The 24,141-nt window shown below is 74.4% G+C and carries 21 protein-coding genes; 11 read left to right on the top strand and 10 right to left on the bottom strand.

Annotated features, from left to right (window positions below; translation table 11 throughout):
- Position 1: 1 nt before the first annotated feature.
- The gene (locus tag WA788_RS29755) at positions 2–1,282 is read right to left on the bottom strand and encodes an ABC transporter substrate-binding protein (protein WP_335982519.1); all 1,281 of its coding nucleotides are present in this window, start codon (positions 1,280–1,282) and stop codon (positions 2–4) included.
- Positions 1,283–1,700: 418 nt separating this feature from the next.
- On the opposite strand from WA788_RS29755, the gene WA788_RS29750 reads away from it, so the two are divergent.
- Both WA788_RS29750 and WA788_RS29745 read left to right on the top strand, forming a co-directional pair.
- A complete protein-coding gene (locus WA788_RS29750) occupies positions 1,701–2,729 on the top strand; it encodes a LacI family DNA-binding transcriptional regulator (RefSeq protein WP_335982516.1) in 1,029 nt (342 codons plus the stop codon).
- Between the two features lie 113 nt (positions 2,730–2,842).
- Entirely contained in the window at positions 2,843–3,352 is a 510-nt protein-coding gene (locus WA788_RS29745; RefSeq protein ID WP_335982514.1) for a peptidylprolyl isomerase, read from the top strand.
- Between the two features lie 136 nt (positions 3,353–3,488).
- On the opposite strand, the gene WA788_RS29740 is transcribed toward WA788_RS29745, so the two are convergent.
- On the bottom strand, positions 3,489–4,667 hold the full coding sequence (locus WA788_RS29740) for an alanine--tRNA ligase-related protein (RefSeq protein WP_335982512.1): 1,179 nt from the start codon (positions 4,665–4,667) through the stop codon (positions 3,489–3,491).
- Between the two features lie 404 nt (positions 4,668–5,071).
- Here WA788_RS29740 and WA788_RS29735 point away from each other — a divergent pair, with 404 nt between their 5' ends.
- Together WA788_RS29735 and WA788_RS29730 are read left to right on the top strand one after the other, a co-directional pair.
- Positions 5,072–7,228, top strand: coding sequence for a GAF domain-containing SpoIIE family protein phosphatase (locus WA788_RS29735; protein ID WP_335982510.1), 2,157 nt, complete (start codon positions 5,072–5,074; stop codon positions 7,226–7,228).
- Between the two features lie 55 nt (positions 7,229–7,283).
- Complete coding sequence (locus tag WA788_RS29730; RefSeq protein WP_335982508.1) at positions 7,284–8,432, top strand: PP2C family protein-serine/threonine phosphatase; 1,149 nt, start codon at positions 7,284–7,286, stop codon at positions 8,430–8,432.
- 16 nt (positions 8,433–8,448) lie between these two features.
- On the opposite strand, the gene WA788_RS29725 is transcribed toward WA788_RS29730, so the two are convergent.
- Positions 8,449–9,381 carry a MerR family transcriptional regulator gene (locus tag WA788_RS29725; RefSeq protein ID WP_335982506.1) on the bottom strand — a complete coding sequence of 311 codons (933 nt, stop codon included), beginning with the start codon at positions 9,379–9,381 and terminating at the stop codon, positions 8,449–8,451.
- A 110-nt stretch (positions 9,382–9,491) separates the two neighbouring features.
- Here WA788_RS29725 and WA788_RS29720 point away from each other — a divergent pair, with 110 nt between their 5' ends.
- Positions 9,492–11,036: an alpha/beta fold hydrolase gene (locus WA788_RS29720; protein WP_335982504.1), complete on the top strand. Its 1,545-nt coding sequence runs from the start codon at positions 9,492–9,494 to the stop codon at positions 11,034–11,036.
- Between the two features lie 82 nt (positions 11,037–11,118).
- Positions 11,119–11,319 carry a hypothetical protein gene (locus WA788_RS29715; RefSeq protein WP_335982502.1) on the top strand — a complete coding sequence of 67 codons (201 nt, stop codon included), beginning with the start codon at positions 11,119–11,121 and terminating at the stop codon, positions 11,317–11,319.
- Between the two features lie 19 nt (positions 11,320–11,338).
- On the opposite strand, the gene WA788_RS29710 is transcribed toward WA788_RS29715, so the two are convergent.
- Positions 11,339–11,800: an Lrp/AsnC family transcriptional regulator gene (locus tag WA788_RS29710; protein WP_335982500.1), complete on the bottom strand. Its 462-nt coding sequence runs from the start codon at positions 11,798–11,800 to the stop codon at positions 11,339–11,341.
- Positions 11,801–11,893: 93 nt separating this feature from the next.
- On the opposite strand from WA788_RS29710, the gene WA788_RS29705 reads away from it, so the two are divergent.
- Positions 11,894–12,349 (top strand): rhodanese-like domain-containing protein, encoded by a 456-nt coding sequence (locus tag WA788_RS29705; protein ID WP_335982498.1) that lies wholly within the window; start codon positions 11,894–11,896, stop codon positions 12,347–12,349.
- 18 nt (positions 12,350–12,367) lie between these two features.
- On the opposite strand, the gene WA788_RS29700 is transcribed toward WA788_RS29705, so the two are convergent.
- Together WA788_RS29700 and WA788_RS29695 are read right to left on the bottom strand one after the other, a co-directional pair.
- Entirely contained in the window at positions 12,368–13,186 is an 819-nt protein-coding gene (locus WA788_RS29700; protein WP_335982497.1) for an EI24 domain-containing protein, read from the bottom strand.
- A 73-nt stretch (positions 13,187–13,259) separates the two neighbouring features.
- A complete protein-coding gene (locus tag WA788_RS29695; RefSeq protein WP_335982496.1) occupies positions 13,260–14,300 on the bottom strand; it encodes a zinc-dependent alcohol dehydrogenase family protein in 1,041 nt (346 codons plus the stop codon).
- Positions 14,301–14,446: 146 nt separating this feature from the next.
- On the opposite strand from WA788_RS29695, the gene WA788_RS29690 reads away from it, so the two are divergent.
- Positions 14,447–15,643 (top strand): PP2C family protein-serine/threonine phosphatase, encoded by a 1,197-nt coding sequence (locus tag WA788_RS29690; RefSeq protein ID WP_335982494.1) that lies wholly within the window; start codon positions 14,447–14,449, stop codon positions 15,641–15,643.
- Between the two features lie 86 nt (positions 15,644–15,729).
- Entirely contained in the window at positions 15,730–16,275 is a 546-nt protein-coding gene (locus WA788_RS29685) for an NUDIX hydrolase (RefSeq protein ID WP_335982492.1), read from the top strand.
- Positions 16,276–16,300: 25 nt separating this feature from the next.
- Here WA788_RS29685 and WA788_RS29680 read toward each other — a convergent pair whose 3' ends face one another.
- From WA788_RS29680 to WA788_RS29665, 4 genes are read right to left on the bottom strand one after another with little or no spacing between them, the layout of a single operon-like run.
- Complete coding sequence (locus tag WA788_RS29680; protein WP_335982490.1) at positions 16,301–18,415, bottom strand: dipeptide ABC transporter ATP-binding protein; 2,115 nt, start codon at positions 18,413–18,415, stop codon at positions 16,301–16,303.
- A 50-nt stretch (positions 18,416–18,465) separates the two neighbouring features.
- A complete protein-coding gene (locus WA788_RS29675; protein WP_335982488.1) occupies positions 18,466–19,392 on the bottom strand; it encodes an ABC transporter permease in 927 nt (308 codons plus the stop codon).
- A complete protein-coding gene (locus tag WA788_RS29670) occupies positions 19,379–20,332 on the bottom strand; it encodes an ABC transporter permease (RefSeq protein WP_335982486.1) in 954 nt (317 codons plus the stop codon). Before WA788_RS29670 ends, WA788_RS29675 begins: the two co-directional genes overlap by 14 nt.
- Positions 20,333–20,342: 10 nt before the next feature.
- Positions 20,343–22,202, bottom strand: a complete 1,860-nt coding sequence (locus WA788_RS29665; protein WP_335982484.1) for a peptide ABC transporter substrate-binding protein — start codon at positions 22,200–22,202, stop codon at positions 20,343–20,345.
- 471 nt (positions 22,203–22,673) lie between these two features.
- Here WA788_RS29665 and wrbA point away from each other — a divergent pair, with 471 nt between their 5' ends.
- Positions 22,674–23,276 carry an NAD(P)H:quinone oxidoreductase gene (gene wrbA / locus WA788_RS29660; protein WP_335982482.1) on the top strand — a complete coding sequence of 201 codons (603 nt, stop codon included), beginning with the start codon at positions 22,674–22,676 and terminating at the stop codon, positions 23,274–23,276.
- A gap of 194 nt (positions 23,277–23,470) precedes the next feature.
- Positions 23,471–24,061: a lytic polysaccharide monooxygenase auxiliary activity family 9 protein gene (locus WA788_RS29655; protein WP_335982480.1), complete on the top strand. Its 591-nt coding sequence runs from the start codon at positions 23,471–23,473 to the stop codon at positions 24,059–24,061.
- Positions 24,062–24,141 lie beyond the last annotated feature (80 nt).

Below are 24,141 nucleotides of genomic sequence, written 5' to 3'. Positions count from 1 at the left end.
GCTACTGGTGGGTCAGCGCGTCGGCGGCGGACTGCGCGGTCTTGGCGGCGGCCGCGGGATCGGCCCCGTCGAAGACCACCGAGCGGATCATCGTCAGCCAGGGCCCCTGCGGGTCGGCGACCACGTCGTTGTAGTACGGCGACGCGACCACCCGGCCGTGCGGGACCAGTGACGCGGGCACCGCGAACTGCTCCCCGAGCGAGCCGGGAACCTGCACGTCGGTGCGGACCGGCAGGGCGGGCAGCTTGAGGTAGACGTCCTGCTGGGTCTTCTTCGACACCAGCCAGTCGATGAAGTCCCATGCCTCGTCGACGTGCTTGGACGACGCGGAGATGGACGCGGCGTCGCCGCCGGAGAACGTGCCGAGTTGTCCTGCGGTCGGGCCGGGTATCGGCGCGAGGCCGAAGGTGAAGCCCTTGGACTTCGCGTCGATGGCGGTGGTGTTGACGCCGTTGCCGCCCGCGAGGTCGATGCCGATCTTGCCGGAGGCGAAGACCGAGAAGAAGCCGTCGCCGGTGTCGGTCTTGGCGGTCTGGGGGATGTCGCCGTGCTGGTAGAGCGTCTGGAGGAACTTCAGCGCGTTCCGGGTGGGGGCGTTGTTGAACTGAAACGATTCATTAGAACCCACGACTTCGCCCTGCTGGGCCCAGATGAGCGGTGAGACGTCGTAGGCGAGCGTGCTCGGGGCGTTGCCCGAGAGGTAGAAGCCCTTGTCGCCGTGGCCGAGCCGGGTGATCGCGTCGGCGGCGGCAGTGATACCGGCCCAGGTGGTCGGCGGCTTGTCCGGGTCGAGCCCGGCCTGCTTGAAGAGGGTCTTGTTGTAGAGGTAGAGCGAGGTGTCGGCGACATAGGGGACGCCGTAGACCTTGCCGTCCTTGGTGGCCGCCTCGGTGTGCGCCGGTGCGAGGTGGCCGGCTGCGCCGTCCGCCTTGAGCAGGCCGGACAGGTCGAGCACGGCGCCGGTGCTGACCACCTGCGGCATGTAGACCACGTCGGTGGCCAGGATGTCCGGCAGCGCGCCGGACTGCGCCGCCGCGGCGAACTTCGTCATGTACTGGTCGGCCGGGACATGGGTGATCTCGACCTGGTTCTTGTGGGTGGCGTTGTACGCCTTGACCACGGCGTCGGTCACGGCCTCGTTGCCCGGGCGGACCCAGAGCTTGAGCTTCGCCCCGGTGTCCTTCGCCTTCACCGACGACGGCGACGGGGAGCCGCCGCCCGAACTCGCGCCGCACCCGGTCGCGGTGAGCACCGCGGCGACGGCGACGGCCGCCAGTCTCATTGCCGTTCTTGTGTGTCCGTTCATGGCCAACCTCGTCGTGAGTAGCCCCCCGGCGCGGCGGTGCGCGCCCGGCGCCGCGCCGGGGGGCGGGGGTCAGGAGATGGGAAGGGCGGGGGGAGGCGCGGAGGCGCTGGGGGGAGCCAGTGCGCGGCCGCAGGCGGAGAAGTGGCGCCGGCCACGTGACGGCAACCGGTTTCCGTTTCTGAACATAACCCACCCGAAACTTGCTGGCAATGACTTGGTCGGCAGCAAGCAGACTCGAAGGAGAAGGTCCACCGACGGCTGCTGTGACCAGCCGCTACGCCGTCAAGCACCCCTGAAATCAGCCGTATTCGTGCCAGATCGTGTCACCGGATGGCGTCGGTCGGCGGGCGCGGGGAGCGCGGAAAACTTTTCCTCCGTCAGGTACCGTGTGTCCGTGAGCGAGGAAAACAAGGAGAGCGCGCGGCCGCGCAAGGCGACGGTCAGGGACGTCGCCGAGCGGGCCGGCGTGTCGATCAGCACCGTCTCCAAGGCCCTCTCCGGCAAGGGGGCCGTGCGCCATGAGACCCGTCAGCGGGTGCTCCAGGCCGCCGAGGCGCTGAAGTACCAGAGCAGCCAGTTGGCGACGAGCCTGTACACCGGCAGGACCGACATGGTCGGGGTGATCGCCGGCGACACCTTCGGGCGGCTGGCGGTGCCGGTGCTGCTGGGCGTGATCGAGGCGCTGGCCGAGCGGGAGGTCGCCCTGCTGCTGTGCGACGGGCGCGGGGACCCGATCCGGGAGCAGTTCTTCGCCGAGTCGCTGCTGCGCCGCCGGGTGGACGGCATCCTGGTCGTCGGCAGCGGCGCCTCGCCGCGCGAGCCGATCGGCGCGGACCTGTTGGTCCCGGTGGTCTACGCGTTGGAGTGGTCGACCCGCGGCAAGGACGTCTCGGTCGTCCCCGACGACGCGGAGGGCGCGCGGAGCGCGGCCCGGCACCTCGTCGCCACCGGCCGCCGGCGGATCGCGTTCATCTCGGGTCCGGGCCGGGACGTCGCCACGAAGGTCCGGCTGGCCGGTACCCAGGAGGTGCTGGCCGGCGCGGGCGGGCGGCTGGTGCACGAACCGCTGCTCGGGCACTGGACCGAGGGCTGGGGCCGGCAGGCCGCGATCCAGCTGCTGCGCGCGGGTGAGGAGTTCGACGGCATCGCGTGCGGCAGCGACCAGATCGCCCGCGGCGTGCTCGACGTCCTGCGGGAGAACGAGGTGCGCGTCCCGCAGGACGTCGGGGTGGTGGGCTTCGACAACTGGGACGTCATGGTCGAGGCGAGCCGCCCGCAGCTGTCGTCGGTGGACATGAGCCTCACGGAGGTCGGCCGGACCGCGGCCCAACTGCTGCTGGCCTCCATCGAGGAGGACGTGCCGCCGGGAATCCACCGCATCGACTGCCACCTCGTGCCGCGGGAGTCGACCGCGCTGGCGTGAGGCGCACCGCCGGCGGGGGACCGGCCGGGATCGTCCGGAAGGTGACGGAAACGCCCCGGCGTTCGACCGCCCCCTGTGCTCGGGCGCCGGTCAGGGATGTCAGGATGGAGCCCATGGACAACAAGGACAACGTCTACTTCGACATCTCCATCGACGGCGCGCCCGCCGGGCGCATCGTCTTCCGCCTGTTCGACGACGTGGTGCCGAAGACCGCCCGCAACTTCCGTGAGCTGGCCACCGGCGAGCACGGCTTCGGCTACGCGGGCTCCGCCTTCCACCGCGTCATCCCCGACTTCATGCTCCAGGGCGGTGACTTCACCAGCGGTGACGGCCGCGGTGGCAAGAGCATCTACGGCAACAAGTTCGAGGACGAGAGCTTCCAGCTCCGCCACGACCGCCCGTTCCTGCTCTCCATGGCGAACGCCGGCCCGAACACCAACGGGTCGCAGTTCTTCGTGACCACCGTGGTGACCTCGTGGCTGGACGGCAAGCACGTCGTGTTCGGCGAGGTCGTCGAGGGCCAGGACCTGGTCAAGAAGATCGAGAGCAAGGGCTCGGGCAGCGGCGCCCCCAGCGCGAAGGTTGTCATCACCGAGTCGGGCACCGTCCCGGCCGCCGCGTGACACCGACGCACCCTGTGGCACCGACCTCCGCCTGACCTCCAGGCATACGGCGCCCCCGCAGCGGAGAACTCCGCGGCGGGGGCGCCGTGCTGCCGCGACCCGGCGGCCCCGGGCTCCGGCCCCGCCCGCTCAGCGCTCAGCGCTCGGCGCGCAGGGCGTCGACCAGGTCCCGCGGCAGGCCGTGCGTGTCGTGCAGGTAGGCGTAGTCGTCCTCGCCGAGCCGGCCGGTGAAGCGGCCCTGCGACAGCACCCGCCGACCCCGCATCAGCTGCGCGGCGAACCGCCGCTCCTCGTCGAGGAGCACCTCGCGCACCCGGTCCGAGCGCAGCCCGAAGTGGCGCAGCGAGACCTCGACCGGCTCCGGCGGGAGGTCGGCGAGCGTACGGTCCGGGTCCTCGCGCCACAGCAGGGCCAGCACCCGGCGGACCAGCCGCCGCAGGACGTAGCCGTGCCCGGTGGCGGCCGGCCGTACCCCGTCGGCGACCAGGACGGCGGCCGAGCGCAGGTGGTCGGCGGTGACGCGGTGGGTGGCCGGGTCGCCCTCCCACAGCCCGGGCAGCACCTCGCGCCAGGCGTCGAAGACGTCCGAGTCGTAGACCGACGGCTTGCCCTGGAGGATGGTCACCAGCCGCTCCAGGCCCATGCCGGTGTCCACGCTGCCGCGCGGCAGCCGGTGGAGGGAGCCGTCGGCGCCGCGCTGCCAGCACATGGAGACGTGGTTCCACACCTCCACCCAGCGCGGGTCGGTGCCGGGGGTGCCGGCCGGGTCGCCGCCACCGGTCCACACGAAGATCTCCGAGTCGGGGCCGCAGGGCCCGGTGGGGCCGTTGGTCCACCAGTTGTCCGGGCCCAGGCGCTCCACCGGCACCCCCAGCCCGCCCCAGGCGCGCTCGGTGGCGGTGTCGGGCCCGAGGGCGTCGCCGGGGCGGCCGGTGTCACCGCCGAAGGCGGTGGCGTGCAGGCGGGCGGGTGGGATGCCGTAGCCGTCGACCAGCAGTTCGTAGGCCCAGGTGACGCTGCGGGTGCTGTCGTAGTCGCCCAGCGACCAGGAGCCGAGCATCTGGAAGGCAGTGAGGTGGGTGGGGTCGCCGACCTCGTCGAGGTCGGTGGTGCGCAGGCAACGCTGCACGTCGGCCAGCCGGCGGCCGGCCGGGTGCGGGCGGCCCGTGAGGTAGTCGGTGAGCGGGTGCATGCCGGAGGTGGTGAAGAGCACCGGGTCGCCGGGCGGCCGCACCAGGCCGGCGCCGGGCAGGATGTGGTGGCCGCGGTCGCGGAAGAAGTCGAGGAAGGTGCGGACGGTCTGCTCGCTGTCCATGGCGGTGCGCCTTTCGGGCTCGGGCGGCCGGTCGAACGGCCGCCGGAGGCCCTGGGCAGGAGTGCCGAAGCGGGAAAGGAGCGCGCGCCGCGCGCACCGGCGGACCGTTTTCCGGTCGCCGGGGGAGAGGGGTGAGGTCAGGCGGCGGCAACCGGCGAGCTGGTCGCTCGCGCGGTCGCGGTGGTGGTGAGCGGCGTGACCTTCATGCCCCGACGGTAACAGCGCCGGTCCGCCCGGCGCCGCCCGTTTTCCGCGCGGGGTCGCCGGTTTCCCGCGCGCAGCCGCGCCGCGCCGCACCCGGCCGCCATGAACCAGACATTTACGGCAATACGACATTCATGCGACAGTAAGAACCAGCGCGCGGCCCTCCCGCGCGTGCGCCTCAGCGAGGGGAGCCGACGCCGATGAAAGCCCCCGGCGCCCGCGCCGCCGCAGCGGCCGACGACCGCACCGCCGAACCGGACCACCCGTTCGGCCGCTCCACCGCCGTCTTCGCGCAGTTCGACGGCCCCGCGCACCTCCTGCGCAGCGCCAACCCCGCCTTCCACGACATCCTGGGCACCGACGCCGCCGCCCTCGGCCGCCCGCTCGCCCACAGCGTGCCCGAACTCGCCGAGCAGGGCCTGACCGCGCTCCTGGACGACGTCTACCGCACCGGCCGCCGCTACTCCGGCCAGGACATCCTGGTCCGCCTCGACGCGGGCGGCCACAGCCACGAGGCGTACTTCGACCTCACCGTGGAACCCCGCCACCGCCACGGCAGCCGGCAGGTGTGCGGCGTACGGCTGCTCGGCGTGGACATCACGCCCGTCCGGCACGCCCAGGCGCTCGCCGCCGAACAGCGCGCCCTGCTGGAGCAGATCGCCCGCGACGCCCCCGTGCACGAGGTCCTGGCCGGCATGACCCGCACGATCGAGGAGCTGTCACCCGGGGTGATCGCCTCCGTGCTGCTCGCCGACACCGACGGCCTGCACCTGCGGCACGGTGCCGCGCCCGGCCTGCCCGACTTCTACAACGAGGCCATCGACGGCCTGCCCACCGGCGAGGGCATGGGCTCGTGCGGCACGGCCGCGCACCGGCGCCGGCCCGTCGTCGCCACCGACATCGCCACCGACCCCTCCTGGGTCGACTACCGCGACCTCGCCCACCGCGCCGGGCTCGCCGCCTGCTGGTCCACCCCGATCATCTCCTCCACCGGCCGCCTGCTCGGCACCTTCGCGATGTACCACCGCACCCCGCGCGCCCCGCAGCCCTCCGACCTCGCGCTGAGCTCCGCGTTCGCCCGGATCGCCGCGCTCGCCGTGGAACGGCACCGCGCCGAGGAGGCCCGCGCCATCGCCGAGGCCAAGGAGAAGGCCGCCCGGGAGGACCTGGCGTTCCTGCTCCAGGCCGGCACCGCGCTCGGCCGCGACCTGGACTACGAGCAGACCCTCCGGCACCTCGCCGAGCTGTGCGTGCCCGACCTCGCGCCGGTCTGCGTGGTCGACGCGGTCGCCGACGGGCGGATGCGCCGGATCGCCGCACTGGCCGCCGAGCCGCGCGCGCAGCACCTGCTCGACGTCCACGCCGACGGGGCCGTACCCGCCGCCGAACCGCCCGGCAGCACCCGCATCGCCCGCGGCGCGCCCGACCTGCCCGGCCCCTGGGCGGCCCTCGACGTCACCGGCCACGTCCGCATCCCGCTGCGCGAGCGCGGCCGCGGCTACGGCACGCTCACCCTGCTCACCACCGGCGACGACCCGCTCGACTGGCGCCGGGTCGCCCTGGCCGAGGAACTGGCCCACCGCGCCTCCACCGTGGCACGCCACGCCCGCCAGTACCGCGACCGGGCCCGGCTCGCCCACGACCTCCAGGCCGGACTGCTGCTGGCCGACATGCCCGAACTGCCCGGCGGCGAACTGGCCGCGTACTACCGGCCCGCCGGCGAGGGCCTGGACATCGGCGGCGACTTCTACGACGTGTTCGCGCTGCCCGGTGACCGGTGGGCGTTCATGATCGGCGACGTGTGCGGGCGCGGCGCCCCCGCCGCCACCATCACCGCGCTCGTCCGGCACACCGCCCGCGCCGTCGCCCCGCTGCTCGGCGACCCCGTCGCCGTGGCCGGCGCGATCAACACCGCGCTGCTGGAACGCGCCCCCGACAGCGGCGGCGACTTCGTCACCCTCGTCTACGGGCATCTGCTGCCCCGCCCGGACCGGCTCGACATCGACCTGGTCCGGGCCGGGCACCTGATGCCGGTGCACCACCGGCCCGGCCGCCCGCCCGAGCCGGTCCGCAGCGAGGGGATGCTGCTCGGGGCGTTCCCCGACGCCGTGCCCGAGCCGGCCGCGCTGCGGCTGCGCGCCGGCGAGTCGCTGATGCTGGCCACCGACGGCATCACCGAGTCCCGCGACCGCGGCGGGCGGGAGTTCGGCGAAGCCGGCATCACCCGGGCGCTGGCGCGCGTCCAGCCGGTCACCGCGCCCGACATGGTCTCCACCGTGACCAGCGCCGTCGCCCGGCACACCGCGGGGGTGCCCACCGACGACGACCAGGCGCTGCTGGTGCTCACCGCCCGCTGACGGCGGGGCCGTGCCTGGACGGGAAGTACGGCGCGCCCGGCAGTAGGTTGGAGGCATGGAGTCGAGCGGCGCCGACGGGCAGCCGGTCGGTCGGCGGGCGCTGAGGCCGCCACCGATCCTCTTCGCCGTCGCGCTCGCCACGCTCGCGGCCCTGCTCGCCGTCGACATCCTGGGCGGCCAGGAGATCCGGATCAGCGGCGTGTTCGTGGCCGTACCGGCGCTCTCGGCGGTGTTCCTCGGGCCGGTCGAGGTCCTGGTGATCGCGCTCCTGACGCTCGGCGCCGTCGGCTGGGCGGCGGACGACAACGGGTCCAGCCTCACCGCCGCGAACTTCCCCGTCATCATGACCACCGCGGTCCTGGTCGGCGCCGGCTCGGTGCTGGCCGCCCGCGTCCGGCGCCGCCGGGAACGGCAGCTCGCCCAGGCCAGGAAGGTCGCGGAGGTCACCCAGCAGGCGCTGCTGCGCCCGCTGCCGGACCGGCTCGGCCCGGTCACGATCTCCTCGATGTACCTCGCGGCCGACGAGGAGGCGGCGATCGGCGGCGACCTGTACGCGGCGGGCACGAACGACCGCGGCGGCCCCCGCGTCCTCGTCGGCGACGTGCAGGGCAAGGGCCTGGCCGCGGTCGAGGTCGCGGGCCTGCTGATGAGCGCCTTCCGCCGGGCGGTACGGTCCAGGGTCCCGCTCGGGGCGCTGCCGGGCTACCTCGACCGCGCGCTGCACGCGGAACTGGTGGACCTGGAGCGCGGCGGCGACCCCTGCGAACCCGGCGACGCGGTCGGCGACGACTTCCTGGAGCGGTTCGTCACCGCCGTCGTCGTGGACATCGACGCCGACGGCACCGCCGTGCGGATCGCGAACCGCGGCCACCCGCCGCCGCTGCTCATCCGCGGCGACACCGTCCACCAGCTCTTCCCCGCCGTCCCCGACCTGCCGCTCGGCCTGGGCGACCTCACCCGCTCCGACCAGCACGTCGACCGCCACGACCTGACCGTCGGCGACATCCTGCTGCTCTACACCGACGGCGTCATCGAGACCCGCGACGCGGCTGGCGCCTTCTACCCGCTGGCCGACCGCCTCACCCGCTGGACCCGCGACGCCCCCGGCGCCCTCCTCACCGACATCCGCGCCGACCTCCTGCGCCACTCCGCCGCCGGCCTGGCCGACGACATCGCCATGGTCGCCCTCCAACGCGTCGTGTAGGGCCGGCGGCGGCGGGTCAGGCGAGTGCGGCGGTGAGCCAGGCGTGGGCCGCCCCCGGCGTGGGCCGGTCCGGACCGGTGACGAGGGCCACCAGGTCCCAGTAGCGGTCGATGCGGGGGTCGGCGGCGAGGACGCCGTGCAGCCCGCGGCGGAAGGCCCCGGTGTCCGCGACCCGCAGGGAGGCGGCGTAGGCGGCGACGAAGCAGTCCAGCGCCTCGCCCGCGTGCGGTGCGCGCCCGGCCCGCAGGTGCGGCGCCGCCAGGTCGTACGCCTCCTCCAGGCCCTGGTAGAGCACCGCGGGCCGGTGCCCGGACCCGGCCCGGTGCGCGGCCGGCTGACCGCTGCCGCCGCCGGTGCACTCGGCCGAGACGAAGGCGTGCAGCCGGGCGAAGGCGAGCGCCTGCTCGGGCGTCGGGTCGTCCGGGGGCTGCGGGACGGCGATGTCGACGACGCGCGCGGCCACCGGCGCCGGCATCCGCGGCGGCAGCCAGCGCCGCCAGAAGCGGGCCATCGCGGCCGTGCCGGGCGGCGCCTGCGTCGCGCACACCGCGCCCAGCAGCCGCAGCCGCTCGGCCCGCTCGGCGGGGTCGCAGTCGTGCAGCAGCCGCAGCGCCGTCTGCTGCCAGCGCAGCGCGGCCAGCCGCGAGCCGACCTCGCGCAGACGGCCCGCGACCGCCGCCTCCAGCGCACCGCCGACCGGCAGCGCGTCCGGCCCGCCGCCGTCCTCGCGCAGCACGCGCGCGATCTCCGCGACGCCCAGCCCGAACGCCCGCAGCGAGCGGATCGTGTGCAGCCGGTCCAGCGCGCCGGGTCCGTAGCGGCGGTGGCCGCCGGCGCTGCGGTGCGCGGCGGGCAGTAGGCCCCGGTCGGAGTAGAACCGCACGGTCTTGACGGTGACGCCGGCGCGACCGGCCAACTCGCCGATGGTCCACAACTCGCCCGGTGGCATGGCTTGAACCTCCCTCAGGGGGAGTTCCTAGGGTACCGGCGGACCGGGCGGCAGGCCGCCGCCCCGGCCGGCGCGCGGCCGCGCGCACAGGACAGGTGAGGAGGCGGGCGATGGCCGGGAACACGGCGTTCGTCCTGGTGCCGGGGCTGCACACCGGCGGATGGATCTGGCAGGACGTGGCGGAGCGGCTGCGGGCCGCGGGAGCCGAAGCCGTCGCGCTGACGCTGAGCGGCATGGGCGGGGAGGCCGGGCCGGAGGGTGCCGGCCTGGAGGCGCACATCGCGGACGTGCTGCGCGCGGTGGAGCGCGCGGACGCCCGCCGGGTGGTGCTGGTCGGCCACTGCTACGGCGTTCACCCGGTGGTCGGCGCGGCGGACCGGCGGCCGGACCGGGTGGCGCGCGTGGTGCTGGTCGACACGCCGATGCCGCGGGACGGGGACCCGCCGGCCGCGCTCGTACCGCCGCACGCCCTGCGTACGGAACTGCTGCGCAGGTGCGCCGACGAAGCGGAGGGCGTGCGCACGCACGGGGACGTGGCGCCGCCGTCGCGGGAGGGGTGGCGGGAGTACGGCAGCCTCCACGGGCTCGGCGAGGCCGGGGCCGAGCGGCTGGCGGGGCGGGCGGTGCCGCAGCCGTGGGCGGCGCTGGCGCAGCCGCTGCGGCTGACCGGTGCGGCGGGCGCGGCCGGCACCGTGCCCACCACGGGGGTGCTGTGCACGGCGAACGGGGCGAGTCTGGCGATGGTCGAGCAGGCGCTCGCGCTGGGCGACCCGAGCCTGGGCTATCTCGGCGCCCCGCACCTGACATACCTGGAGATGGCGACCGGGCACTGGCCGATGCTGTCCACCCCGGGCGCGACGGCCGAGGTGCTGCTGCGCGCCGCGGCGGGCGAGGGGACCGCCGCCCGCGGGCCGTCGGCTGAGCGGCGGCCGGGGTACCTGCGGCCGTTCGTGGTCGATGTGCCGGCGCGGCCGCGCGAGCGGACCGGCCGGGTGGACTTCCATCTGCCCGACGGCGACGGGCCCTGCCCCGCCGTGGTGTTCGTGCACGGCGGGCCCGTGCCGGCGGGCGCGCGTCCCACCCCGCGCGACTGGCCGGGGCTGGCCGGCCACGCCCGGCTGGTGGCGCGACTCGGCGCGGTCGGCGTCGTGGTGGACCACCGGCTGCACGACCTGGCCGGTTTCCGGACGGCGGCGCAGGACGTACGTGACGCGGTCGCCCGCGCGCGCTCGCATCCGCGGGTGGACGGCGGGCGGGTCGCGCTGTGGTTCCTGTCGGTCGGCGGGCTGCTCGCGGCGGACTGGCTGGCCGAGCCGGCGGACTGGCTGCGGTGCGTCGCACTGACGTATCCGGTGCTGGCGCCGCTGCCGGGGTGGGGGGTGGAGCCGCGCTTCCGGCCCGCGCGGGCGGTGCGCGGCGCGGGCGGCCTGCCGGTGGTGCTGACCCGGGTGGGCCGCGAACGGCCCGAGTTCGCCGCGACCGTCGAGGAGTTCCTCCTGGCGGCGCGCGAGGCGGGGGTGGGCGTCCAGGTGGTCGACGCGCCCTCGGCGGAGCACGGGTTCGACACCGGCGAGGCGACCGACGAGGCCCGGCACGCCGTCACCACGGCCGCCCGGGCGGTCCTGGCCCACCTGGCCGCGCCGGGTCGCGGCTGACAGCCGGCGCCGGACCGGAGGGGCGAAGGCGGCCGCAAAGGGGTAGGGGACAGGTGTGTGACGCGTTTCCGAAGGGGGAGAGATGGGCGACACCGTGGTGATGTGCGCCAAGGGCCATGTGTTCCGCGGCACTTGGATCGCAGGGGTGTCCTTGACGACGGTCCGGCTGGGCCCGCGGCGGATCGGGTGGTGCAAGGCGGGGCGGCACGTGTCGGTGCTGCGGCGGGCCGACGCCGGGGAGTTGACGGCGGCGCAGCGGCAGGTGCTGGACGGCGAGGGCTGATCCGCGGGGCTCCGGCAGCTCAGGCGAGGGCCGAGGTGACGGGGCGGTCGGGGAGGGGGCTGGAATAGACGACGGTGGTGGTGACCGGGCCGAGGGCGGCTATGCGGCCGGTGGTCGTCTCCAGATGGCGCATCGAGCGGGCGAGGACCTTGAGGACGAAGCAGTCCTCGCCCGTGACGTGGTGGGCCTCGGTGATCTCGGGGGTGGTCGCCAGGACGTCGTGGAAGGGCTTGTAGTTGCCGGTCGGGTAGCGCAGGCGGACGAAGGCCAGGATGCCGAGCCCGAGGCGCTCCGGGTCGACCACGGCGGAGTACCCGCGGATCACCCCGCTCTCCTCCAGGCGCCGCACCCGCTCGGTGACGGCACTGGCGGACATGGCGACCGTGCGCGCCAACTCCGCGTAGCTGGCGCGGCCGTCGTGCTGCAGGGCCTCCAGGATGCGCAGGTCGGTCCGGTCCAGGAGCGGGGGATCAGCGGTCATGGCCGAGTAGTACCACGCTTTCCCCGGCACATGGCACCGAGGACCGTGGATCGTCGGTTCCGGCGCCGGCGCGCGCTTCGTAGCCTTTCGGGCATGACATACACACCTGAGAAGGCCGCCGCCTTCTTCGCCGACCGCCTCGCGTTCCAGACCGACGTGTCCGACGTACGGGCGTCGCTGTCCGGGCGGGCCTCGCTGTCCGGGGGAGCGCCCGGGTTCGTCCTGGTCGACTCGCGCGCCGCCGCGGGTTGGGCGCAGGGCCACGTGCCCGGTGCGGTGCACCTGCCCACCGCCGAGATCCCCGCGCGCGCCGCGGACCTCCTCGACCCGGCCGTCCCGGTCGTCACCTACTGCTGGGGCCCGGGCTGCAACGGCGCCACCCGCGCGGCGCTGGCGCTGGCGCGGCTCGGCTACGAGGTCAGGGAGATGATCGGCGGTATCGAGTACTGGACCCGCGAGGGGTTCCCGGTGCGCACCGCCGACGGCACCGAACTGCGCCCGGCCGACCCGCTCACCGCCCCGGCCGGAACGGCGGCCTGCGGCTGCTGACAGCGCCGGGCGCGAGCCTTAGGAGGGGGCGGCGCCCGGGGTGCCGGGTTCCTGCGGCGACGCGGCGGCGGTGGGGGCGTCGGGCTGGGCGGGGGGCGGTGGCGGCGGAAGGAGTTCGCGGACCAGCAGCGTGGCGCCCGCCACCGCGCCCGGCATGAGGACCACCGCCACGAAGGGCACCAGGAAGGCCGCCGCCAGGGGGACGCCGAAGCCCAGCACCAGCGGCAGGCGGTGGCGCAGCAGGCGGGTGCGGGTGGTCAGGTCCACCGCGCGCCGCTCGAAGGCGACCGTGGTCAGCTCCAGGGCGAGGAAGAAGCCCGAGACGCAGAAGCCGGCCACGGGCACGACGGTCTGCCCGGCGACCGGGACGAAACCGGCCGCGAACAGCAGGACCCCGAAGACGGCCGCCCACAGCAGCACCCGGGCGCTGTCGCGGACGGCGGTCCACACCTCCCGCCACAGCGGCCGCTCCGGAGCCTGCGGGCAGTCGCCCTCGCCGCGCTCCACCCGGGCCGAGAGCGCCTCGTAGAAGGGGTCGCCGACCAGTAGCGTCACCGCGGTGAAGGAGATCACCGACAGCAGCAGCCCGGCGCCGAACAGCAGCGCGGTGAGCAGGCCCCGGAACAGGCCGGGCCAGGGCGAGGCCCAATGGTCGGCGAAGGGCGTCGCCCAGTCGACCAGGTCCCCGGCCCACAGGGCGAGCACCACCAGCGCGACGACGTAGCCGACCAGCGCGATCAGCGCCGGGAGCATGCCGAACCGCCAGTCGCGCCGGTGCCGCAGCACCCACCGCTGACCGTCGGCGAGCAGCCGCACGCCCCTGATCACGTCACCCATGCGGGGGATCGTACGGTACCGGGAGCGGCCGGGTCAGCCGGTGCGGCCGGGGGCGATCACGGTCCTGGGGCGATCACGGTCCGGGGGTGATGACGGTGATGCCCGACGGCGACCCCTCGCTCATCGCGGCCAGCGCGGCAGGCGCCTGGTCGAGCCCGATCACCGAGCGGACCAGCAGGTCAGGGCGCAAGGTGCCCGCCGACACCTGGCGCAGCATCTCCGGGTAGGCGTGCGCGGCCATCCCGTGGCTGCCGAGCAACTCCAGTTCCAGGGCGAGCACCCGGCCCATCGGCACCTCGACGCTGCCGCCGGCCAGCAGCCCCACCTGCACATGGCGCCCGCGCGCCCGCAGCCCGGCGACGGACGCCGCGCAGGTGGCCGCGGAGCCCAGCGCGTCCAGCGACAGGTGCGCGCCGCCGCCGGTCGCCTCGCGCACCGCCTCCGCGGTGGCCGCCGCCGACGGCTCCGGCGCCAGGCACACCGCCGCGCCGAACTCCCCGGCCAGCCGCAGCGCCTGCGGCGACGGGTCGACCGCCACCACCCGCGCCCCGCCGGCCACCGCGACCATCACCGCCGACAGGCCGAGCCCGCCGCAGCCGTGCACGGCCAGCCACTCGCCCGGCCGCAGGCGCCCCTGCGCGACCACCGCCCGGTACGCCGTCGCGAACCGGCACCCCAGCGCCGCGGCCGTGGTGTACGGCAACCGCGCGGGCAACTCCACCAGGTTGACGTCGGCGCGGCGCACCACCACCAGCTCCGCGTACGAACCCCAGTAGGTGAAGCCGGGCTGCTCCTGCCGCGCGCACACCTGCTGGTCGCCGCGCGCGCACGCCGGGCAGCGGCCGCAGGCGTGGACGAACGGCGCCGTCACGCGCGCGCCCGGCCGCAGCCCGTGCACCCCGGCGCCGACCGCGACGACCTCGCCCGCGAACTCGTGGCCCGGCACGTGCGGCAGCGTCACCGAGTCGTCGTGGCCCTGCCAGGCGTGCCAGTCGCTGCGGCACAGCCCCGTCGCGGCGACCCGCACCAGCGCGCCGCCGGGCGGCGGTTCGGGGTCGGCGACCTCGCGGACGGCGCCGGGCCGCCCGAACTCCTCGAACACCACGGCCCGCACGGGCCCCACCGCCTTCCGCTCGCGCCCGCCGGGCGGCGGTCCGTCCGACAGCATCCCAGCCGCGGCCCCGCCGGCCCGCACCCAGCCCCGCCGACCGGGGCCGTATTACCGTAAGAAGGGACGAACGTGACGATACGCTCCTGTATGTGACGATCCCTCACCGACGGGGGCGCCCCCGGGCGTCCGGCACCCGGCAGAGCCGGCTGGCGTGGTGGTCTCCGGCGCTGCTGACGCTCCTCATCGGCGTGCTCGCGGTGCTCACGCCCCAGGACTTCGCGGTCAGCCGGCTGCTGCCCGCGGCGCCCGCGCTGGCGGCGTCCATGTGGTCGGTGTCCGCCACGCTGCTGCTCGGCGTCCTGACGCTGGCCGCGATGTTCGCCATCCAGATCGCCTTCGCCGAACCCGCGACGGCCTTCACCGCGTTCGCGCTGGCCGCCGTCACCGCCGCCGCCGCGTACGCCGCGCATGTGCGGTTGCAGCGCGAGCGCACCCTGTCGCAGGTGCGGTCGGTGGCCGACGCGGCGCAGGCGGTGGTGCTGCGGCCGGTGCCGCACCGGCTCGGCGGGGTCGGGATCGAGACGCTGTACCTGGCAGCCGCGGAGGAGGCGCGGATCGGCGGCGACTTCTTCGAGGCGGTCGACACCCCGTACGGCGTGCGGGTGCTGCTCGGCGACGTGCGCGGCAAGGGCCTGTCGGCGGTCGGGGTGGCCAGCGCCATCACCAACGGCTTCCGCGAGGCCGCGTACGACGTGCCGGACCTCGGCCGGCTCGCCCGCCGCCTGGACACGAGCATCCGGCGCTACAGCGACACCGTCACCGCGCCGGACGCCGGCGAGGGCTTCGCCACGGCGGTGCTCGCCGAGGTGCGGCCCTGCCGGCGGGAGGTCTCGCTGGTCAACTGCGGGCACCCGCCGCCGATCCTGCTCAGCGGCGGCCCCGACGGCGCAACCGGCACGGGAGCCGGCGCGGCGACGCGGCCCGGCAGCCGGGTGCTGGACCCGTCGGCGCCGTCCCCGCCGCTGAACATGGCCGCGCTGATCGGCGGCGAGTACACCGTGGACACCCTGCGGCTCGGCCCCGGCGACCGGCTGCTGTTCTACACCGACGGCGTCACCGAGACCCGCGACGTGGCCGGCGGCTTCTTCCCGTTGCAGGAGTGGGTCGCGCGGCAGACCGCGGTACCCGCGCCCCGCCTGCTGGAACTGCTGCACCGGCAGCTCGTGCGGTTCAGCGGCGGCGCCCTCGACGACGACATCGCCGCGCTGGTCGTGCACTGCGAGGCCGGCGCCTGCGAGGAGCCGGCCGCGGCGCCCTCGGGCGCGTCCCCGGTGCCCGACCCGTGAAAACCCGCGGGCGCCGCCGCCCGGCACTGTGCGACGATCACCCCTTTGACGCGGTGGCGGCACAACTCGCGGGCGGAGGACGGGCGATGACGGCGACAGGACCAGCGGAGGCCGGAACGGCGGCGGACGGCGGCGGCCGGGAACCGGCGGGCGGCGCGCCGCCGGTGGAGGTACGGCACCGGCTGCGGGTGGCGGCGTACGGGGTGTGCGTGCGCGACGGCCTGCTCCTGCTGTCGCACCTGCGGCCGTACGAGGACAAGCCGGCGGCGTGGACGATGCCGGGCGGCGGGCTCGAACCCGGCGAGGACCCCTACGACGCGGTCGTGCGCGAGGTCGAGGAGGAGACGGGCTACCAGGTCGCCGTCGACCGGCTGCTGGGCATCGACTCCTTCCGCGGCAGCCGGGTCCTGGACTCCGGTGTGGTGGACGCCTTCCAGGGGCTGCGGATCGTCTACCGGGTCCATGTGGTCGGCGGTGAGCTGCGCGACGAGGCCGACGGCTCCACCGACCGCGCCGCGTGGGTGCCGATGGCGCGGCTGCCCGCCCTGGACACGGTCGAGCTGGTCGAGGCGGCACTGCGGCTGGACCGCGAGCAGCCCCCGTCCGGGCGGGCGGCCGGCCTGGAGCCGTGACGAGCCGGGGGAGTCCGGCCGGAGCTCAGGCCGAGGCGGGCAGCGGCTCGGCGGGCACGGGCTCGCGCAGCGGATGGTGGCAGGCCGCGGTGTGGCCGGGGCCGAAGGAGCGCGGGGCGGGCTCCTGCTCGGCGCAGCGGTCGGTGGCCAGCGGGCAGCGGGTGCGGAAGCGGCAGCCGGACGGCGGCGCGGCGGGGCTCGGCAGCTCGCCGCTGACGCCGGTGCCGTGCTTGGCCCGCTCCGTGGCCGGGTCCGGCACCGGCACGGCGCTCAGCAGGCCCGCGGTGTAGGGGTGGGCGGCGCGCAGGTGGATGTCGTCGGCGCTGCCGACCTCGACCAGCCGGCCGAGGTACATCACCCCGATCCGGTCGGCGAGGTAGCGCACCACCGCGAGGTCGTGCGAGATCACCACGTACGACAGACCGTGCGACGCCTGGAGCCGCTTCATCAGGTTGAGCACCTGCGCGCGGACGGACACGTCGAGCGCGGAGACCGGCTCGTCGGCGACGACCAGCCGGGGGCTGAGCGCCAGCGCCCGGGCCAGGCCGACGCGTTGGCGCTGGCCGCCGGAGAACTCGTGCGGGAACAGGTCGAGCCCGCGGGCGGGCAGCCCGACCTCGGCGAGGAGTTCCGCGACCCGCGCACGCTGCTCGCGTGCGGTGCCGATGCCCTGGATGCGCAGCGGCTCACGCAGGATGCTGCCGACCCGCATCCTCGGGTCGAGCGAGGAGAAGGGGTCCTGGAAGACCATCTGGAGGTCCTGCCGGCGGCGCCGCAGCTCCCGGCCGCGCAACGCCCCGAGGTCGATGCCCTCCAGGGTGACGGTGCCGGCGTCGGGCCGGTCCAGGCCGACCAGCAGGCGGCCGAGCGTGGTCTTGCCGCAGCCGGACTCGCCGACCAGGCCGAAGGTCTCGCCGTGGCCGAGGGTGAAGGAGACATCGGAGACCGCGTGCACGACCCGCCGGCCGCGCCCGGGCAGGTGCGCCCCGCGCACCGCGAACTGACGTACCAGGCCGCGTGCTTCGAGCAGCGGCCGGGCGGGGGAGTCCGGGGCGTCCACGGCCTCGGGCAGGCTTTTCGGTCCGGCCGCAGCGCTCTTCGGTTCGGCGGCCGCGCTCTTCGGACGGGCCGCCGGGCGCGGTACGGCGGGCAGGTCGCCTTGCGGCCGCGGCCCGTCCACCGGGTGCCAGCAGGCGAAGCGGTGCTCGGGCGGCCCGGTGAGCGCGGGCTGCTCGGTGCGGCAGCGGTCGGTGGCATGCGCGCAGCGGTCGGCGAACGCGCAGCCGGTCGACGGGCCGGTCAGGTCCGGCGGCAGGCCCGGGATGGTCGGCAGCTGCCGGGCCGGGTCCTGGTCCAGCCGCGGCACCGAGGCCAGCAGGCTCTGGGTGTAGGGGTGGCGCATGCCGTGGAAGAGCCGGTCCGTGCCGGTGCTCTCGGCGATCCGCCCGGCGTACATCACGTTGACCCGGTCGGCGTGCCCGGCGGTGACCCCCATGTCATGGGTGATGAGGATCATCGCCATGCCCAGCCGGGCCCGCAGGTCGGCGAGCAGGGTGAGGATCTGCGCCTGGATGGTGACGTCGAGCGCGGTGGTGGGCTCGTCGGCGATGAGCACGCGCGGCTCGTTGGCCAGGGCCATCGCGATCAGCACGCGCTGGCGCAGCCCGCCCGACAGCTGGTGCGGGTAGTCGCCGAGCCGTTCGCGCGGGTGCGGTAGCCCGACCAGGCCGAGGACCTCCGCGGCGCGGTCGGCGGCCTCGGCGCGGGTGCCGCCGCGGTGCAGCAGGACCGGCTCGGCGACCTGGTGGCCGATGGTCTTGGTGGGGTCGAGCGAGGTCATCGGGTCCTGGAAGACCATCGCGATCTCGTTGCCGCGCACCGCGCGCAGCTCCCGGGCCGGCAGCCCGACCAGTTCGCGGCCCGAAAGCCGCACCGAGGAGCCGTCCTCGATGCGGCCGCCGGGCGGCAGCAGCCCCATCAGCGACAGCCCGGTCATGGACTTGCCGCTGCCGGACTCGCCGACCAGGCCCAGCGTCTCGCCTTCCGCGAGGTCGAAGGAGACGTCCTCCACCGCCCGTACGACACCGCGGCTGGTGCGGATGCGGGTGGTCAGGTTCCGGACCTGGAGCAGGGCGGCCATGGTGTTCCTCGATTCGTCGCCGGCGGCGGCGGGGGAGCGGTGCGGTGCGGTCAGGAGCGGTGCTGCCGGACGTCCAGCGCGTCGTGGACCGCGTCGCCGATCAGGTTGAAGGCGACCACGGTGATGATCAGGACCACCGCGGGCGGGTACACCAGCCACCAGTAGCCGTCGTAGAGGTAGTCGAGGCCGCCGGTGAGCATGGTGCCCCAGTCGGCGTGCGGCGGCGGCAGGCCGAGGCCGAGGAAGCTCAGCGTGGACAGGGTGAGGATCGAGTCGGCGACGGTGAAGGTGGCGCTGACGATGATCACCCCGGCCGCGTTCGGCACCAGGTGGCGCACGACGATCCGCCGCCCGGTGCCGCCCATCATCCGCGCCGCCTGCACGAACTCCCGGGTGCGCAGCGTCAGTACCTCGCCGCGCACCAGCCGCGCCGAGCCCAGCCAGGACAGCAGCGACAGCACCACGATGATCAGCCCCAGCGACGGGGTGAACATGCTGACCACGATGAGCAGCAGCACCAGCCCGGGCAGGGCGAGGAAGGTGTCGACCGCCCGCATCATCACCGCGTCCACGAACCCCCCGAAGTACCCGGCGAACGCGCCGTACAGGGTGCCGATGAAGGTGGTGGCCAGCGCGACCGCGAAGCCGAGTTCGAGCGAGGAGCGGCCGCCGGCCATGAGGCGTCCCAGGACGTCGTAGCCGGAGGCGTCGGTGCCGAGCGGGTGCCCGCCGCCGGGCGGCAGTTCGGCGAGGTCGAGGTGGACGGTGACCTGGTCGGTCCGGTAGAGCAGCGGCCCGAGGAAGCAGAAGGCGGCGACCACCGCCACCACGCCGAGCCCGATCAGGGCGCGCGGGTCGCGCAGGAAGGCGGCGGCCGACAGGCGGCCGGAGCCGCGCCGGACGGCGAGGGCGCCGGCTTCCGGCGCGGGCGCCGGGGCGGGCCCGATGCCGGCGGGCCCGGTGTCATGGGTGGTCATAGCGTATCCGCGGGTCGAGGAGGCTGTAGGCGATGTCGGCGAGCAGGCTGGCGACGACGGTGGCGACGCCGACCACGAGCGTCGAGGCGAGCAGCACCGGATAGTCCTTGCCGGTGGCCGCCTGGTAGAACATCAGCCCCATCCCCGGGTAGTTGAAGACCGACTCGGCGATCACCGCACCGGTGACGATGGCCGGGGCCGCCAGCCCGAGCAGGGTGATGATCGGCAGCAGCGAGTTGCGCAGCACGTGCCGGCGCAGCACCAGCCCCTCGGGCAGCCCCTTCGCGCGGGCCACCAGGACGTAGTCCTGCGCGAGGGTGCTGATCGCCGAGGAGCGCATGTAGCGGCTGAAACCCGCCACCGTGACCAGGCAGAGCGTCACCACCGGCAGCACCAGCCCGCGCGGGTCGGACAGGATGCCGCCGACCGACTCCGCCTGCGGCGCCTGGGAGGGCAGCAGGTGCAGCTGCACCGAGAAGAGCGCGACCAGCAGCAGCGCGAAGAAGAAGTCCGGCATCGAGTACAGCACGAACGACACCACCGTCAGCGCGTGGTCCACCGCCCGGTCGCGCCGCAGGGCCTGGTAGATGCCCATCGGCAGCGCGACCGCCAGCGCCAGCACCGTGGACAGCCCGAGCAGCACCGCGTCGCGCGGCAGCCGCTGCGCGATCAGCGTGGACACCGGCTGGTGCATCGAGTAGGACGTGCCGAAGTTGCCCTGCGCCGCCTGCTTGACGAAGGTCAGGAACTGCACGGCCAGCGGCTTGTCGAGGCCGTTGGCGGCGTTGAAGACCGCGATCCGCTCGGAGTTGGCCCGCATGCCGAGGCTGGCGCGGGCCGCGCTGCCCGGCTCGAGGTGGATCAGCGCGAAGGTCACCACCATCACGCCGATCACCACCACGACCGCCTGCCCGGTCCGGCGCACCAGGTAGGCCGTCACCGTGTGCCCGTCATGAGGTGTAGGCCCAGTCCTCGTAGTCGATCGTCCCGGAGAACGGGTTGAGCGGCACGACACCCTGGAGCTTGCTCCGGTACACCAGCAGGCTGCTGCGCAACGGCACCCACAGCCAGGGGAGTTGGCGGGCGGTGTAGTCCTCGTAGGTGGAGAACGCCGCCTTCGACGAGCCGTACTCCGTGGCCTTGATCAGCTTGTCCATGGTGGGGTCGGAGTAGCCGCCGTAGTTGCCGGAGCCGCCGGTGTCGAAGAAGCCGGTGCCGTTGGGGTAGAGCGAGTAGGGCTCGTAGCCGAAGTCGGCCAGCTGCCAGCCGCACGTCGAGGACGGGTGGGAGGCAGCGGTGCAGGTGCCGATGGTGCCGATCAGCGTGTTGAACGGCTCGGCCTTGAGGTTCAGGGTGATGCCCGCCTGCGCCTCGGAGGACTTGACGGCGGCGTTCTGCTCGTCGGTGGTGGCGCGGCCGGAGGAGTAGAGCAGCTGGAAGGTGAGCGGCTGGCCGGCCTTGATGCCCGCGCCGCACTGGCCGGCGCCGGTGCCGGGGTTCTGGCAGGTGCTGGTGCCGCCGGGCACCACCTTCCAACCGTGCGCCTTGAGCAGGGCCTTGGCCTTGGCGGGGGAGTACGGGTACGGTCCGCCGGACTTCTCCAGCGGCGTCGCCCAGGTGCTGGTGGCCTTCACCGGGACCGGCCCGCTGCCCGGGTCGGCGTAGCCGTTGTAGACCTTCGAGACGATCTGCGGGCCGTTGATCAGGTACTGGAGCGCCTGGCGGACGTACAACTGCCGCAGCACCGTGCCGACTTTGGCGTTGTAGAGGTTGGGCAGGATGCCCGCGACACCGGGGATGGGCACGCTGGCGATCGAGTAGCCGCTGGAGCGCAGCGCCTGGGCCTGCTTGACGTCATTGAGCGGCAGCCCGGCCACGTCGAGGGAGCCGCCGGAGCGCAGCGCGTTCAGCTCCGGGGTGTCGGTGGTGAAGGGCTGCATGACGAGCTTGTCGACCGAGGGCTTGGAGGTGCCGGAGTAGGCCGGGTTGGGGACGTAGCTGTAGTAACCGTTGCTGCGGAACTCCTTGAGCTTCCAGGGACCGTCGACCACCTGCCACAGCGGGTTGGTGGCGAAGGTGCCGATCTTCGCCCCTTCCTTCTGCAGGTAGGAGTAGACGGCCTGGGCGCCCGCGGTGGTCGTGTCGTGGTCGCCGACCGCCCCGGTGGCGGAGGTCTTGTCCCACGCGTGCTGGGGCAGCAGCGGGATGGTGCTGAGCACGTCGTCGGTGTAGAAGTCCGGGTTGTAGGACCGGGTGAGGTCGAGTACCACGGTGTGGGCGTCGGGGGTGGTCACCTTGGAGACGTCGTCGGGGAAGAGCCCGGGCTGGTGGGCCTGCCAGTTCTTCGCGTCGGCCTTGAGCAGGTTGTACACGAACGTGAAGTCCCGGCTGGTGATCGGCTTGCCGTCCGACCACTTCCAGTCCTTGAGGCGGATCGTCACCCGCTTGTCGCCGTTCGAGTACTCCAGCGCGGAGAACAGGCTCTTGTCCTTGTTCACCTGCGACGCTGCCCCGTCGCCGGCGTACACCAGGTACGGCCACAGGGCCTCGGTGAGGTTGGCGTTGTACCCGTTGGAGTTGGTCGCCGGGGCCAGCGGGAAGATGAAGTCGGGCGTGGCCGCCACGGCGGCGACGGTGATGGTGCCGCCCTTCTTCACCGGGCGCTTGCTCGCGGTCGCGTGCTGCCCGTCGGAGATCGTGCCTCCGCCGCCCCCGCCCCCGCCCCCACCGGTGCACGCCACCGCGGCCATCGCCAGCGCCACCGCGACCGCGGCACCTCTGGTACGTCGGATCACGCGCATGCGTGTCATCGCCCTCCCCACTTGTGCGGCAGCGCCCCAGGACCGGTGAACCCATGTCCCGTATGTCAGGTGCACGACAGTCGATGCGTCAGGGGTCTACCCCGCCCCACGCCGACTGAAGCGCCGATCCGACCGGTGTCCGGAACCTCCGCGTACGCGGGAGGGCGCTTGTTGATCACGACCAGCATGGGGGCCGAATGTTGCGGGAGTGATGCGGCGGTGTGTCACTGCCTCCTGGGGTGCGGGGTGTTCGTGCGCTGGGCGGGTGCGGGAGCGGGATGTGTGCCGGGTGCCGGGTGCCGCGTCCGCGCCGCGTCCGTCCGGGTGAACCACGGGCGGCGCGGGCCGACGGTCGCGGCCGGGGGCGGGGTGGGCGCGGAGAGTTGGGGCGTGGGGCCGCGCGGGTGCGGCGATGCGCGCCGCCTGCCGGCCGTTTGACGCACCACCGAAGAGACTGTCGAGCGAGCGGGAGATGTGCGCGTGTCCGTCCGAGTTGCCGTCATCTACTACAGCGCCACCGGGAACGTCCACCAACTCGCCCAGGCCGTGGCCAAGGGCGCCGAGCGCCGGGACGCGGAGGTGCGCCTGCGCCGGGTCCCCGAACTCGCCCCCGACGCGGCCATCGACGCCAACCCGGCCTGGCGCGCCCACGTGGACGCCACCAAGGACACGGTGCCCGAGGCGACCCTCGAAGACCTGGAGTGGGCCACCGCCTACGCCTTCGGCACCCCGACCCGCTTCGGCAACGTCACCTCCCAGCTCAAGCAGTTCATCGACCTGACCGGCGCACAGTGGCAGGCGGGCGTCTTCCACAACAAGCCCGCCACCAGCTTCACTTCGGCGATGAACCCGCACGGCGGCCTGGAGTCCACGCTGCTGTCCCTGAACAACGTCTTCTACCACTGGGGCTGCGTGATCGTGCCGCCCGGCTACACCGACCCGGTGCTCTTCCCGGCCGGCGGCAACCCGTACGGCACCAGCTGGGCCAGCGGCGGCGGGCAGGGGCCGGACAAGGCGACCCTGGACGCGGCCGAGTACCAGGGGCGCCACCTCGCGGACATCGCGACCCGGCTCGCGGGCTGACGATTCGTCAGGTCGCGGTGTTCGGCTGCGGCGTGGCCGCCCCGCGGGGCGGGCGGCCGCGGTTTGTCGGGTCTTGGGCGGGAATCGATCGGCGAGTTGGCCGGTTTTTGATGTGGACATGCTCAGTTGACATGATTAGCGTGCGGCTTGGTCTAGACCTGACCTGGACCGCCCCCCCACCTCAGGAGTCCTCCATGCGCAAGAAGATCGCCACCGCGGTCGTCGGCGTCGGCGTCGCGTCCGCCTTCGCGCTGAGCACCGGCAGCGCCAGCAGCCACGGCTACATCAGCACCCCGCCCAGCCGCGCCGCCCTGTGCGCCGCCGGCACCGTCACCAACTGCGGCGACATCCAGTACGAACCGCAGAGCGTCGAGGGCCCCAAGGGATTCCCCGCCGCCGGCCCCGCCGACGGCAGCATCTGCAGCGGCGGCAACTCCCGCTTCGCCCAGCTCGACGACCCGCGCGGCGGCGGCTGGCCCGCCACCCAGGTCACCGGCGGCCAGAGCTACACCTTCACCTGGAAGCTCACCGCCCAGCACTCCACGACCGACTTCTCGTACTACCTGACCAACAGCAGCTACGACCCCACGAAGCCGCTGACCCGCTCCGAGATCGACACCACCCCGTTCCTGACCGTGCCCTACAACGGCGCCCAGCCGCCCGCCACCGTGGTGCACCAGGGCACGATCCCGACCGGGCACACCGGCAAGCAGCTCATCGTCGGCGTGTGGACCATCGCCGACACCGGCAACGCCTTCTACTCCTGCGCCGACGTGCAGTTCTGACCCTCCGCGGGCTGCCACCCGGCCCTGCGGCGGGCGCGCTCCCGAACTCGAGAGCGCGCCCGCCGCACCGTCACCCCCCG

Source organism: Streptomyces sp. CA2R106 (assembly GCF_037034245.1).
GTDB lineage: Bacteria > Actinomycetota > Actinomycetes > Streptomycetales > Streptomycetaceae > Actinacidiphila.
The sequence above is the reverse complement of the archived record's forward strand: the minus strand, read 5'-3'. Positions and strand labels throughout refer to the sequence as shown.

Bases quoted from the DNA above. Each gene is read 5' to 3' on its own strand.
- WA788_RS29655 (WP_335982480.1), top strand. From the start codon at position 23,471: ATGCGCAAGAAGATCGCCACCGCGGTCGTCGGCGTCGGCGTCGCGTCC.
- WA788_RS29700 (WP_335982497.1), bottom strand. From the start codon at position 13,186: ATGGGTGACGTGATCAGGGGCGTGCGGCTGCTCGCCGACGGTCAGCGG.
- WA788_RS29740 (WP_335982512.1), bottom strand. From the start codon at position 4,667: ATGGACAGCGAGCAGACCGTCCGCACCTTCCTCGACTTCTTCCGCGAC.
- WA788_RS29680 (WP_335982490.1), bottom strand. From the start codon at position 18,415: ATGGCCGCCCTGCTCCAGGTCCGGAACCTGACCACCCGCATCCGCACC.
- WA788_RS29725 (WP_335982506.1), bottom strand. From the start codon at position 9,381: ATGCCACCGGGCGAGTTGTGGACCATCGGCGAGTTGGCCGGTCGCGCC.
- WA788_RS29745 (WP_335982514.1), top strand. From the start codon at position 2,843: ATGGACAACAAGGACAACGTCTACTTCGACATCTCCATCGACGGCGCG.
- WA788_RS29710 (WP_335982500.1), bottom strand. From the start codon at position 11,800: ATGACCGCTGATCCCCCGCTCCTGGACCGGACCGACCTGCGCATCCTG.
- WA788_RS29705 (WP_335982498.1), top strand. From the start codon at position 11,894: ATGACATACACACCTGAGAAGGCCGCCGCCTTCTTCGCCGACCGCCTC.
- WA788_RS29735 (WP_335982510.1), top strand. From the start codon at position 5,072: ATGAAAGCCCCCGGCGCCCGCGCCGCCGCAGCGGCCGACGACCGCACC.
- WA788_RS29685 (WP_335982492.1), top strand. From the start codon at position 15,730: ATGACGGCGACAGGACCAGCGGAGGCCGGAACGGCGGCGGACGGCGGC.
- WA788_RS29715 (WP_335982502.1), top strand. From the start codon at position 11,119: ATGGGCGACACCGTGGTGATGTGCGCCAAGGGCCATGTGTTCCGCGGC.
- WA788_RS29720 (WP_335982504.1), top strand. From the start codon at position 9,492: ATGGCCGGGAACACGGCGTTCGTCCTGGTGCCGGGGCTGCACACCGGC.
- WA788_RS29665 (WP_335982484.1), bottom strand. From the start codon at position 22,202: ATGACACGCATGCGCGTGATCCGACGTACCAGAGGTGCCGCGGTCGCG.
- WA788_RS29755 (WP_335982519.1), bottom strand. From the start codon at position 1,282: ATGAGACTGGCGGCCGTCGCCGTCGCCGCGGTGCTCACCGCGACCGGG.
- WA788_RS29675 (WP_335982488.1), bottom strand. From the start codon at position 19,392: ATGACCACCCATGACACCGGGCCCGCCGGCATCGGGCCCGCCCCGGCG.
- WA788_RS29730 (WP_335982508.1), top strand. From the start codon at position 7,284: ATGGAGTCGAGCGGCGCCGACGGGCAGCCGGTCGGTCGGCGGGCGCTG.